The 11,316-nt window shown below is 51.6% G+C and carries 15 protein-coding genes; all 15 read right to left on the bottom strand.

Annotated elements, in window-relative coordinates:
• Positions 1 to 93: 93 nt before the first annotated feature.
• Positions 94 to 471: a chorismate mutase gene (gene aroH, locus DEP07_RS27120; protein WP_122963575.1), complete on the bottom strand. Its 378-nt coding sequence runs from the start codon at positions 469 to 471 to the stop codon at positions 94 to 96.
• The gene (aroB, locus tag DEP07_RS27115; protein WP_173595811.1) at positions 471 to 1,574 is read right to left on the bottom strand and encodes a 3-dehydroquinate synthase; all 1,104 of its coding nucleotides are present in this window, start codon (positions 1,572 to 1,574) and stop codon (positions 471 to 473) included. The genes aroH and aroB overlap by 1 nt, the downstream gene beginning before the upstream one ends.
• Positions 1,574 to 2,737: a chorismate synthase gene (gene aroC, locus DEP07_RS27110; RefSeq protein ID WP_122963577.1), complete on the bottom strand. Its 1,164-nt coding sequence runs from the start codon at positions 2,735 to 2,737 to the stop codon at positions 1,574 to 1,576. The genes aroB and aroC overlap by 1 nt, the downstream gene beginning before the upstream one ends.
• Positions 2,738 to 2,940: 203 nt before the next feature.
• Positions 2,941 to 3,108 (bottom strand): hypothetical protein, encoded by a 168-nt coding sequence (locus DEP07_RS27105; protein WP_007785434.1) that lies wholly within the window; start codon positions 3,106 to 3,108, stop codon positions 2,941 to 2,943.
• A gap of 77 nt (positions 3,109 to 3,185) precedes the next feature.
• A complete protein-coding gene (locus DEP07_RS27100; protein WP_122963578.1) occupies positions 3,186 to 3,959 on the bottom strand; it encodes a CheR family methyltransferase in 774 nt (257 codons plus the stop codon).
• Positions 3,960 to 4,089: 130 nt separating this feature from the next.
• Positions 4,090 to 4,533: a nucleoside-diphosphate kinase gene (gene ndk / locus DEP07_RS27095; RefSeq protein ID WP_063226951.1), complete on the bottom strand. Its 444-nt coding sequence runs from the start codon at positions 4,531 to 4,533 to the stop codon at positions 4,090 to 4,092.
• 104 nt (positions 4,534 to 4,637) lie between these two features.
• Positions 4,638 to 5,603: a polyprenyl synthetase family protein gene (locus tag DEP07_RS27090; RefSeq protein WP_122963579.1), complete on the bottom strand. Its 966-nt coding sequence runs from the start codon at positions 5,601 to 5,603 to the stop codon at positions 4,638 to 4,640.
• A 16-nt stretch (positions 5,604 to 5,619) separates the two neighbouring features.
• Positions 5,620 to 6,483, bottom strand: coding sequence for a menaquinone biosynthesis protein (locus DEP07_RS27085; RefSeq protein ID WP_122963580.1), 864 nt, complete (start codon positions 6,481 to 6,483; stop codon positions 5,620 to 5,622).
• A 4-nt stretch (positions 6,484 to 6,487) separates the two neighbouring features.
• Positions 6,488 to 7,084, bottom strand: coding sequence for a UbiX family flavin prenyltransferase (locus DEP07_RS27080; RefSeq protein ID WP_122963581.1), 597 nt, complete (start codon positions 7,082 to 7,084; stop codon positions 6,488 to 6,490).
• The gene (locus tag DEP07_RS27075; RefSeq protein WP_122963582.1) at positions 7,081 to 7,950 is read right to left on the bottom strand and encodes a UbiA-like polyprenyltransferase; all 870 of its coding nucleotides are present in this window, start codon (positions 7,948 to 7,950) and stop codon (positions 7,081 to 7,083) included. The genes DEP07_RS27080 and DEP07_RS27075 overlap by 4 nt, the downstream gene beginning before the upstream one ends.
• A gap of 50 nt (positions 7,951 to 8,000) precedes the next feature.
• On the bottom strand, positions 8,001 to 8,720 hold the full coding sequence (locus tag DEP07_RS27070; RefSeq protein ID WP_287103261.1) for a demethylmenaquinone methyltransferase: 720 nt from the start codon (positions 8,718 to 8,720) through the stop codon (positions 8,001 to 8,003).
• A 4-nt stretch (positions 8,721 to 8,724) separates the two neighbouring features.
• The gene (locus DEP07_RS27065) at positions 8,725 to 9,558 is read right to left on the bottom strand and encodes a heptaprenyl diphosphate synthase component 1 (RefSeq protein WP_122963584.1); all 834 of its coding nucleotides are present in this window, start codon (positions 9,556 to 9,558) and stop codon (positions 8,725 to 8,727) included.
• Between the two features lie 115 nt (positions 9,559 to 9,673).
• A complete protein-coding gene (locus tag DEP07_RS27060) occupies positions 9,674 to 10,189 on the bottom strand; it encodes a hypothetical protein (protein WP_287103260.1) in 516 nt (171 codons plus the stop codon).
• A gap of 70 nt (positions 10,190 to 10,259) precedes the next feature.
• Complete coding sequence (gene mtrB, locus DEP07_RS27055; RefSeq protein ID WP_063226943.1) at positions 10,260 to 10,487, bottom strand: trp RNA-binding attenuation protein MtrB; 228 nt, start codon at positions 10,485 to 10,487, stop codon at positions 10,260 to 10,262.
• 36 nt (positions 10,488 to 10,523) lie between these two features.
• Entirely contained in the window at positions 10,524 to 11,204 is a 681-nt protein-coding gene (locus tag DEP07_RS27050) for a lytic transglycosylase domain-containing protein (RefSeq protein WP_122963586.1), read from the bottom strand.
• Positions 11,205 to 11,316 lie beyond the last annotated feature (112 nt).

Below are 11,316 nucleotides of genomic sequence, written 5' to 3'. Positions count from 1 at the left end.
GCTCTACTCATTCTCATCTCAGCCGGAATTGGCTCTTCACGAACAAACGAGGCGCTCTCGTTTCACTTATGGTAAAAGAGAGCGCCCTGATTGTCAACTGCGATTTGTCAAATCAGGTCGAAGCTTTACAGCATCCCGCAAGAAGACGTGTTGAATCTCTTTTGCCGATTTCTCTGTGTTGACATGCATCATGACACGTATACAGAGCGGCAAGCTGCCTGGTACAGGAATTTCGCGTGCGCACATCAGGGGAACATACTGCCACGCTTCCCCTTCAAGAAGACGTGCCGCCTGGGCGGGAAATGTCGCACACAAATCCTCTGTCGTCGTGATGATAATGCTGCCAATCTCTTCAGGATTCACTTCATTGCGCGTAACCATTTCTTCCAGCAGCCACTTGGTGGAAGAGACAATCTCGTCTCGCGTATCGGCTTCCACCGTGACTGCGCCTCTAATTCCTCGCATTCCCATTACAAAGCCCCCGCTTCTTCACTCATTACTGTCAGGATGAGCTGTTCGTCTACATTTTTCACAATCTCCGCCTGCCCGATTGCGCTAGGCAATACGAGGGCAAGCTTGCCGCCAACGGTCTTCTTGTCCCGCTTCATCGCATCGAGTACATCTTGCGGCAGCAGTCCTTTTGGCCAAGCCGTAGGCAAATGGTACAAACCAATCAAGTGCTTCGTGCGGTCGTACACACCGTTTGGCGCAAGACCGATTCGCTCTGCTAGTTTGGCAGCCAGACACATCCCGATTGAAATCGCTTCGCCGTGATTCAGCGTGGAGTAAGCTGACAACGCTTCAAACGCATGCCCGAACGTATGCCCCAAATTCAATAGCGCCCGCGGGCCCTGCTCCGTCTCGTCAGCAGAGACAATCGCAGCCTTCACTGCGCAGCCTTTTTCAATCGCTTTCCCTAACAATTCTGAATCAAGCTCCCACAGGCTTGCGGCGTTCTCCTCCAGCCAATCTGCAAAGGAAGCATCGGAAATAAGGGCGTGCTTGATTACCTCGGCAAAGCCGGCAGCCACTTCACGCTTGGGCAAAGTGTGCAGCACTTTTGTGTCATAGATCACGACGCGAGGCTGATGAAAAGCGCCGATCAAGTTTTTCCCCAATGGGTGATTGATCGCCACTTTCCCTCCGACCGAGCTGTCGTGGGCAAGCAAAGTAGTCGGCAGCTGGACAAAATGAATGCCGCGCATAAACGTAGCCGCCACGAAGCCAGCCAAATCTCCCACGACTCCGCCGCCCAATGCGAGAATCGCAGATTGGCGATCCAATCCCGCTTGAATCGCTTCGGTCATCAGCCGTTCATAGACTGGAAGACTTTTCGATTGCTCGCCCGCTTCCACTACGCTCGCTGTCGCGTTGTATCCGGCAGCGCGCAGAGCATCACGCAGCGGCTCTAAGTAACGAACCGCCACGTGCTCATCTGTAATAATCATGAGTTTGCTTGTGGAGACAACCCCCGCCTCCGCAAGCAAACCAGGCACCTGCTGCAATAGAGAATCACCGATCACAATCTCGTAGGAACGCTCTCCCAGCTCTACTGTCAGTCTGTTGGTATCCATTAGAATTTCTCCGTGTATGCGCGGTATTCACGCACGTTTTCGATCATGTCGTCCATGGAATCACTCGGGAATTTCTCGCACATCGCTTGGGCGATTTCCCATGCAACCACAGCTTCTGCCACGACACTCGCTGCCGGAACCGCGCAGCTGTCGGAGCGCTCGATGCTGGCCGAGAACGGCTCTCTGGAGTCGATATCGACGCTCATCAGCGGCTTATACAGCGTCGGGATCGGCTTCATCACGCCTCTGACAACGACAGGCATGCCTGTGGTCATTCCGCCTTCCAGCCCGCCTGCCCGGTTTGTTTTGCGACTGTAGCCTGTTTCCTCGTTCCAAACGATCTCGTCATGAACTTGGGAGCCTTTCAAATCCGCAGCTTCAAACCCGATTCCGATCTCCACGCCTTTGAAGGCTTGAATGCTCATGATCGCCTGAGCGAGTCGTCCGTCCAGCTTGCGGTCCCATTGCACGTGGCTGCCCAAGCCGATCGGCACGCCTTCCACGATGACTTCAACCACGCCGCCGAGGGAATCCCCGTCTTCTTTGGCCTTGTCGATCGCTGCCATCATAAGCGGCTCCGCTTCTTTGTCCAGGCAACGGACAGGTGATTCTTCCGTGCGGGCGATCAGCTCTTCCAGGCTGACTTCCTGGCGTTTTGCCACGACATCATTGATCTGCAACACTTGTCCGCCGATCTGGATGCCAAAAGCGGCGAGCAATTGACGCGCTACTGCGCCGACAGCAACACGCACAGTTGTTTCGCGGGCGCTGGAACGTTCCAGAATATTTCGCATATCCCGTTGATGATATTTAATCGCACCGTTCAAATCAGCATGGCCTGGGCGCGGGCGAGACACGCGGCGTTTTTCCTCTGCGCCCTCTTCTACCGGCTCGGCACTCATGATCGTCTGCCAGTGCGTCCAATCCTTATTTTCAACAACCAGCGTGATCGGTGCTCCTGTCGTATACCCGTGGCGCACGCCAGACAAAATTTTCACCTGGTCCTTTTCAATTTGCATTCTCCGGCCCCGCCCGTGACCTTTTTGGCGGCGCGCCAGCTGTTCGTTGATTGCCTCAATGGAAATCGGCAAGTTGCTTGGGATTCCCTCGATGATCGCTGTAAGCTGCGGTCCGTGGGACTCCCCCGCTGTCAAGTAACGCATCTCTTCCTTCCTCCATCCTCCAGGCAGCTCATGTCCCCAGTTCCTTCCGGTTCGGGTCGCTGTCCTTTATCACTTTTAAGCGCTATAATATCATACCTGTCTCGCTCTGGAAACACAAAAAGTACAATCCTACGCGAAAACCTTTCGCTTGAAGAAAAAACGCCCCTCCAATGGAGAAGCGCTTCGCTTACAGATGGCGCTGACTAGAAAGGATCGACCATCAAAAATGGATTGGGGCTCAGCGGCCTTCTGGAATGATCCACACGTATCAAATCATCCAGCTGAGTTTTTTCAGCCCCAAGTATTTGTCCGCATTCTTGCAACGTAATCAAACCCCGACGGTATGCTTCGATGACCTTGTGCTTATCCATCTGCTGCCTCCCTTGGCAAAGTAAGTATTCCTAGTCTTGGGAAAAAGGGGCAGAGTTATACACACGGCCATAGAGAATCATCCCATTTTTCGGTAAAAGAATGTGTCTTCCGTCTCCAGCTGGTATTGCTGCGGCTGGAAGATTTGCTCCGTGCTGCCGACAAACAGCACGCCGCCCGGTTTGAGCGCCCGGCTGAATTTGTGGTACAGCTCGTGCTTGGCTTCCTCTGTAAAATAGATCATCACATTGCGGCAAATGATCAAATCGAACTGGGTATCAAACGTATCCGCCAGCAAGTTATGCTTTTTGAACGTGACACGCTTTTTCACCTCTTCGGAAATCCGGTAGCTGAGCGTGTCTTTGACGAAGTATTTGTCCACAAGCTCTTTCGGACAATCTTGCAAGGAACGGTCTGTATACACGCCTTGCTTTGCCTTGGACAAAGCGCCCTCATCGATATCCGATGCCAGCACGGTAGCATCCAGACGCTTGCGCAGCAAAATCAGGGAGAGCGTGTACGGTTCTTCGCCAGTGGAGCAAGCCGCGCTCCAGCACTTGACACGCGACGATTGCTTGGCAAGCCGCGGCAAAATTTTGTTCTCCAGCACCTCCCAACGACCTGGGTTGCGGAAAAACTCGGAGACGTTGATCGTCATCCGATCGAGAAACTCGTAAAAAAGCTCCTTGTCCTTTGCAATCGCATCAAAATATTGGACAAACGTGCCGTAGCCCCGCTTTTGCCGCAACGAAGTCAGGCGCCGCTTCATCTGTGCTTCCTTGTAGAGGGCAAGATCAATTCCGGTCATTTTTTTAACGCTTGCAATAAATTGGAGAAAGTCTTTATCTTCCATTCAGAATCGTACCCCCTTTCATACCTGTTGTTCATCATTTCGCTATCGTTCGCCAAATTCCTATCCATTTCGCGGGAGTTTTTGACGAAAAAAAGAAAAAACCCCAAAAAGGGGTTTTTGTGGTGATATCTTAGATCCAGCGTTGGATTGTTTTCTCGAAGGAGAGAACTTCTTCAGCGGAGAACCAGAGACCGATTTCACGCTCAGCGCTTTCTGGGGAATCGGAGCCGTGGATGATGTTCATGCCAACGGAAGTAGCGAAATCGCCACGGATTGTGCCGGAAGCTGCATCTACTGGGTTTGTTTTGCCCATCATAGCACGAGCTGTGGAGATCACGTTGTTACCTTGCCATACCATAGCGAATACAGGACCGGAAGTGATGAAGTCAACCAGTTCGCCGAAGAATGGGCGCTCTTTGTGCTCAGCATAATGTTCTTCAGCCAGTTCGCGGCTTACAGTCATCAGCTTAGCGCCAACGAGTTGGTAGCCTTTTTTCTCGAAACGGGATACGATTTCTCCGATCAGGTTACGTTGTACGCCGTCAGGTTTTACCATAAGGAATGTTTTTTCCATTGTAAGTATGCCTCCATCAAAGCTATGTATTGGTGTATACAACACCAACGAAAATTTTATCAAAACTGGGGTGGTCAAGCAACAGTCAGACCGTTAAAATCTCATTAAAATTTGCGATCGACGATAAAATTAGCAATTCCTGTCAACGATGTTTTTGCCTGCGTATTGGGCAAATCGCTTATAATGGCATGCGCGCGGGCAATATAGCGCTCGGCCAGCCGCTGGGAAAATGCGATTCCTTCGTCAGCCCGCACCAGGCGAATCGCTTCGTCCGTGTGCTCCCAAAACGTATTTTCCTTGATCCACTCCTGGAACTGTCCGCTCGCCTTGCCATGAAAAGCGGTGTAAAGGGCTGGCAGCGTGATGTTTCCATGCAAAAGGTCGCTCCCCGCCGGTTTTCCCAACTGCTTCTCCGTTCCGGTGAAATCGAGAATGTCATCGGTAATTTGAAAAGCCATCCCCACGTTGTACCCGTACCAGTACATTTTGCGTACCAGCTCTTCAGTAGCACCGCTGGCAACGGCACCCAACTGACAGCTGATCGCAATGAGCAGCGCCGTTTTCCGCTTGATTCTGCGCAAATACGTCCGGAAGTTTTGATCCCAGTTGTTCAAATCCTTGACTTGCTCGATCTCGCCTTTGCACACCTCGACAATCGCTCTGGACAAAATCTGGTGCAGCTTCGGATTCGGCAATTGGGAAGCGACTGCAAGCGCACGGGCGAAAATGTAATCGCCTGCGTACATCGCCACCTTGTTGTCCCATTTCATGCGCACCGTGTCTTTGCCCCGTCGCTTGTCGGCGTCATCAATGACGTCGTCGTGCACCAGCGAAGCCATATGAATCAGCTCAAGCGGCACAGCTACGTGCTTCAATACTTTTACATCGTACTTGCCCCATTTGCCTCCGAGCAGCACAAAAACCGGACGAATGCGCTTTCCCCCAGCTTTAAGCAAATGAGTCGAGGACTGATACAGTTCCCGCACATCCGTATCAATCGATTTTTCCAGCTCATCTTCAATGTACTGGACATCCTTTTTCATCTTGAAGTAAATATCGACTAGGTTCATCCGTTATCCGTTCCACCTATCTCGCAAGCGTAATATTGGTCTTGTGGCCATCCGCCTGCCACAACTCGACTGTCGCGGGTGCCGCAAGAAGCCCCAGCTCTGCCGCGCATCGGTAATAATACTCCAGTCCTACCCGCTGCACTTCGCCAAAATCGTGTTGCAGTCCCGCGAAGTAACGAAGCCACTCCTCTTTTGTCCCGCCAAAATGCGTGCATACGTAATCGACCAACGGGCCAGGATTTGCTTTCGTCTTCTTCTTGCTCGTCAAAAAAGAGGCGTGCACTTCCGCAATCAACGCAAAATGCTCGTCAATCACCTCGCGTCGCAGCGCCCAAATGGCAAACGTCATGGAATAGCCTGTGAAGCGGTGCCACAATTCGCCGAGATCGTATACGTGCAGCTCACCAGCTGTCCGCTCTGCGGTAATCGCATCATCGCCAATGAGCAGGGCAGCATCCGCATCTTGCAGCATGTGTGCGAGATTCGGCTCTTGTGTAACGTAGGTGATCTCGTAATCGTAAAACTTGTGGAGAATGATTTTCAGCAAGTTCACTGTCGTTGCCGACGTGTTGGTCAGGGCAATTTTGGCCCCGTTCAGTTGCTCAATCGGCTTTTTGCTGAATAAGAAAAGGGAGCCTACTCTCCCGTTGGCACTGACAGACAGGTCTGCCAATGCCACATATTGGGAGGCATGCTCAGCATAGCTAAACGAGGAAATCGGCCCCATGTCAATCTCGCCTTTGGCCATCGCCAGATTCAACTGGGCAGGCACCTGGCGGATGAACGCGATGCGATCCTCGAATTTTGCTTGTTCAAAATAATAGTAAACAGGCAGTACGTTGGTATACAAGATTTGCCCGATCCGCAAAGACTTTTGCATGCGTCTATTCCCCCCAACGCCGAAACAGCGAATGTGGTACATCAAGTGCATCCAAAGCTTTCCCCACGACAAAATTAATCAAGTCATCCATCGTTTGCGGTTTTTGATAATAACCAGGCATGGCTGGCAAGATCCGCACACCCAGCTTGCTCAATGTCAGCATGTTTTCCAGCTGGATCGCATTGAGCGGCGTCTCCCGCGGAACGAGGACCAGTCGTCTGCCTTCCTTGATCATAACGTCAGCGACGCGTTCCAGCAAATTGCCCGAAGCGCCGTGTGCAATCCCGGAAACCGTTCCCATCGAGCACGGAACCACGATCATGCCGTCGCAGCGATACGATCCGCTCGCCGCCGGGCAGTTGAAATCGCGAAGCCCCCAGTAGTGCAGCTCTCCCGGGAAGGATTGTTGCAGCTTTTCTCGCAGCAAACCTTCCCGGTCGTCTGAATGCCAGTCCAGCTCATCGTGAAAGACTTGCCAGCCTGCCTCGGTAATCATCAAGTGAACGATATGACCTGCGCGCAAAAGCTCGGTCACCACACGCACACCGTAAATCGCGCCACTTGCCCCTGTAATTCCGACTACCCATTTTTGTTGGCTCATGCGATCACCAGATCAATCATAGTAAACACGAACATGACTACGCTCAAAATGCCGTTCATGTTGAAAAACGCAACGTTTACTTTGGACAAATCCGTCGGCTTCACCAGCGTGTGCTCGTAGATCAGGATCGCACCGGAAATGAGTACGCCGAGCAGGAACCAGATCGACAAGTCAGCCACTACATACAGCGACATCAGTCCAACAAAAGTGATGATGTGGCACAGTCTCGCCACAACCAAGGCGCTGGCAACCCCAAAGCGGCTCGGCATGGAAAACAGCCCTTCCTTGCGGTCAAAGTCAGCATCCTGGCAGGCGTAAATAATATCGAAGCCCGCCGTCCAAAACAGAACGGACACAAACAGGAGCAAGCCAACCGCGTCTACCTGGCCTGTCGTGGCGACCCATCCTCCCAACGGTCCGAACCCGATTGCTACTCCCAAAACAAAGTGGCACAGCCAGGTGAAGCGTTTGGTGTAGGAATACAGCACCAGGACAAACACAGCAAGCGGCAACAGCTTGACTGCCAAATCGTTCAACTGGAACGCCGCAATGAACAGCACGGCGAACGAAACGACGATAAACAAAACAACTTCCAGGACGGAAATAAGCCCCGCCGGAATCGCTCGTGTAGCTGTCCGCGGGTTTTTGGCGTCAATGACGCGGTCAATCAGCCGATTCAACGACATTGCTGCACTGCGCGCCCCGACCATCGCAACCGTCACCCAGAAAATCTCCATCCAGGTCGGCCACGCCTTCTCCACTACAATACTTCCCAAAACCGCCCCCATAAAAGCAAACGGCAAAGCAAACAGGGAATGCTCGAATTTTATCATTTCCAAGATGATTTTCAATTTACGTAGACCCATCTATGACACTTCCTATCTACTGAAAAAATACCGTTGTTGTCGAGGCGCGGTTACGGCTTCGTGCCCATGTGCAGCGCAGATACGCCGCCCATGAACAGCTTGACTTGAACCGGGTCCAAGCCTGCTTTTCTAAACATCCCGGCAAGCTCGCGACTATCCGGAAAATTGGTCAGCGAGTGCGGAAGCCAGGCATATTCCTCGTATTTGTTCACGGTCATTTTCGCAATCAATGGCAAAATTTTATAGAAGTATAAGTAAAATAGCTTGCGATACGGAATGAATGGAGGCTTGGACACTTCCAAAGAAACGACTTTCCCGCCCGGTTTGACTACGCGCGCCATTTCGTTGAGCACTTGCTGCACATCCGGAACGTTGCGCAGGGCAAACCCGATCGTGGCAAAATCGAATGTATTATCCTCGTAAGGCAAATTCATCGCATCGGCATTCACCAGCTTGACGTTGTTGCTGACTCCCTCATTCGCCACCTTGTACGCGCCTACATCCAGCATGTTCTGGCTGAAGTCGAGCCCGACCACCTGGCCCTCTTTCCCCACCGCTTTGGCAAGCGCGATCGTCCAGTCCGCCGTGCCGCAGGCTACATCCAATGCGGTATGGCCCGGTTGAATGTTCATCTGCTTCATGGTGTAGTTGCGCCAGGCCAGATGGCTGCCAAAACTGATGACGTTGTTCATTTTGTCGTAGTCGCTCGCGATGCTTTCAAATACGGAGTGAACGTATTTTGCCTTCTCGTTCATTTGTGTCTGGTCCACTAGGCTACATCTCCTCAATAACTCGTTTCAGGCGATTCACTCGATGGGAGTAACGAGCTGTTATGGAAGCAAGCACATTGCGTGTTTCTGCTGGCAGCGAACGCACCATTTGCTCGCACATGCCGATCATTTCCATGGCTTTCATCTCAACGCCCGACAGTACCTGGGCAAGCGTAGCACCCGGTTTTTGCAGCAAAAAACGAGCAAAACCAAAGGGAACCTGCTCTTGCCACTTGATTTGCTCCCACTCTCCGATAACGCTTTCTACCTTGGCCGTTTCTTTCATCAGATCGACCCACAGACGGCGGCGATCATCCGAATCGGCATACTTCTCTACGATTGCTACGTACAAACCTGTGTCGATGGCGTTGCGCAATTCCCAGTACTCTTCATCCGACAAGCTTCTGGAATCGCGTCCCGCAATGTACAGCTTCATTTTGGCTTCATTCACGCGCTGAATGGCTCCGGACAACACTTGAATCGCTTCAATCTCGCCCGTTTCCGCCAGCAGGTTGTAGTAGCGGCTGCTGTAGTAATCTCCGGCGAGCACAGTCAACTGTCTGTTTCGCTCTGCGCTCAAGGAATGTTCGTATTGATTTTCCACATTTTCATGCATGTCCAGTCCCAGCTGGACAAGTCCAGTCGCTGTGCAGAAAATGGATGCCCGTTCCTTCGTCATGCCTTGCTCCAGCAAAAACAAATACAAGAGTTCCAGGCGATTCTCCGCCATGGAAGGAACGTCCACGTAATATTCTACATAGGAATGGGTGGTTCGCTTGTAGATCTGCTCGATGATTGATCGAACCTCTTCTACATAGGGGGTATGTTCTTTGCTCATGCGTCCTCCTCCACAAGCTGCGCAACCTAAAGATGTCTGCCTGTTCCGTACACTTCCGTCTACCTTTACCATCCGGTCAAAAGGCCGTCCTTGCTATCATACCATACTTCTACCATCAGGGACTAATTCTCTCATAAAAATACGGATCGATTCGCACGGGAAATGTGTTTTTCACAAACGAATCCACATCGGGGATCTCCGCCGCCGGTTTGGAAAATGACTTCAAATTCGCCCCAGTTGTTTGAATGGCAACAAGGAGTCTCGACTCTTTTGGCTGTTCGCTTTCTTCCAGCAAACGGAAATACACTTGACCAACATTATCCGTGTGCGTTAGCAAGCCGTATGTCAATCCGTAAAAATCACGATAAACTTGACTTTCATCCACTTTTTCACCCGGTTTCACGATCAAATCGACATAAACCGACGGATTTTCCCATTTTATACGCTTCATTTTATAATGTGTGGGCGTCAATGTAAACAAATCCAGGACATTTCGCTCGCTCAGCTGAACAGGGTGTGATGTCTGAAAAGTGGGCACATCTGCCTGCCTCCATAAAGCACTCGGGACCATCGACAGCATCAGAGCCAGAAAAGTGGAAACAGCGATCGCCATGAGCAGTTGGCGCGGCATAGACATCCCTCCTCTTCACCATTGTACAAACAAAAAAAGCAGGCTATGCCTGCTTTTCCGCTGGAGCTGTTTATTCTGTCGTATCGACAACACCGTGCTGCGAGTAAATGACGGCTTTTCCCCGAACTTTGATGGCCGAAGTATGCTCCGTGAATTGAAAGATCATCACTTCGCCCTTGTCGAGCTTTTCTGTGTGATGAAAACGGGTGTCCGAGCCTCTCGTAAGCCCGATGACATGCACGCCGTTTTCCTTGGCTTTGACGACAAAATAGTCCTGGTTGATTGTTGGCTGTGACAAGTTGTTTCCTCCTGACCAGTGCGTGATGCGCCTCGTCTAGTATGATGTCCCGTCTGTCTCCAAACGGCCCATGATTTTTGCTACATACTTCTGCGTTTCCCGAGGCAGCTGGCTGTACTTTGCCTCCAGCTCCTCGTCACTGTCGATACCCAGACGGCCTACCCGGCCCGGACCTGCATTGTACGCCGCCAGCGCCACCTTGACATTGCCGTCGTAGCGGTCGAGAAGCGATTTCAAATATTTCGTTCCACCCGCCAGGTTTTCATCCGGGTCGTATGAATTGCGGACACTCATCGCCTGTGCTGTTTTGTCCATCAGTTGCATCAAACCTTTGGCACCCGCTTTGGACACGACATTCGGATTGAAATTCGACTCGGCTCTGACGACTTCCCGGATCAGATCGGGATCGACGCCAAGCGATTTGGCGGTTCGTTCAATTTTCTCCAAAATAGCTCCGGGAGCAACCGCTGCTCCTTTTTCCATCGTCGGATTCAACTCTGACTCATAGTCTGCGGCCAGCTTCCATTCTCTGCTGCCGTCGAGCTTGGCCAAAATCTCTTGCGAGGAGATGACGCGCTGTCCTTGCGCCAACTGTGATTGCAACACGTCAGAAAAGAGATCCTGCTCCTCGTAGGACAAGGAGGAAGCTGCGCGATTGCTTGAATAGGATTGCTGTGTTGATTGTAAATACGGCTGAAGCGATACAGGCACCTTCATGGCACTAAACAACCCTTCCCTTGCTTGTCTCCCTACTATTATAAAAAAGAAAGATCAGGAAGCCAATAGCAAAAATGGCAATTGTCAAGAAATCGAGTAGGAGGGGGCGACT

Source organism: Brevibacillus sp. (assembly GCF_003521185.1).
GTDB lineage: Bacteria > Bacillota > Bacilli > Brevibacillales > Brevibacillaceae > Brevibacillus > Brevibacillus parabrevis.
This window is presented reverse-complemented; position numbering and strand designations above follow the sequence as displayed.

Coding starts and splice junctions, on each gene's coding strand:
- DEP07_RS27065 (WP_122963584.1), bottom strand. CDS start 9,558: ATGAGCAAAGAACATACCCCCTATGTAGAAGAGGTTCGATCAATCATC.
- aroC (WP_122963577.1), bottom strand. CDS start 2,737: ATGCGTTACTTGACAGCGGGGGAGTCCCACGGACCGCAGCTTACAGCG.
- DEP07_RS27050 (WP_122963586.1), bottom strand. CDS start 11,204: ATGAAGGTGCCTGTATCGCTTCAGCCGTATTTACAATCAACACAGCAA.
- DEP07_RS27075 (WP_122963582.1), bottom strand. CDS start 7,950: ATGGGTCTACGTAAATTGAAAATCATCTTGGAAATGATAAAATTCGAG.
- DEP07_RS27060 (WP_287103260.1), bottom strand. CDS start 10,189: ATGCCGCGCCAACTGCTCATGGCGATCGCTGTTTCCACTTTTCTGGCT.
- aroB (WP_173595811.1), bottom strand. CDS start 1,574: ATGGATACCAACAGACTGACAGTAGAGCTGGGAGAGCGTTCCTACGAG.
- DEP07_RS27080 (WP_122963581.1), bottom strand. CDS start 7,084: ATGAGCCAACAAAAATGGGTAGTCGGAATTACAGGGGCAAGTGGCGCG.
- ndk (WP_063226951.1), bottom strand. CDS start 4,533: ATGGAAAAAACATTCCTTATGGTAAAACCTGACGGCGTACAACGTAAC.
- DEP07_RS27100 (WP_122963578.1), bottom strand. CDS start 3,959: ATGGAAGATAAAGACTTTCTCCAATTTATTGCAAGCGTTAAAAAAATG.
- DEP07_RS27105 (WP_007785434.1), bottom strand. CDS start 3,108: ATGGATAAGCACAAGGTCATCGAAGCATACCGTCGGGGTTTGATTACG.
- DEP07_RS27085 (WP_122963580.1), bottom strand. CDS start 6,483: ATGCAAAAGTCTTTGCGGATCGGGCAAATCTTGTATACCAACGTACTG.
- DEP07_RS27090 (WP_122963579.1), bottom strand. CDS start 5,603: ATGAACCTAGTCGATATTTACTTCAAGATGAAAAAGGATGTCCAGTAC.
- aroH (WP_122963575.1), bottom strand. CDS start 471: ATGGGAATGCGAGGAATTAGAGGCGCAGTCACGGTGGAAGCCGATACG.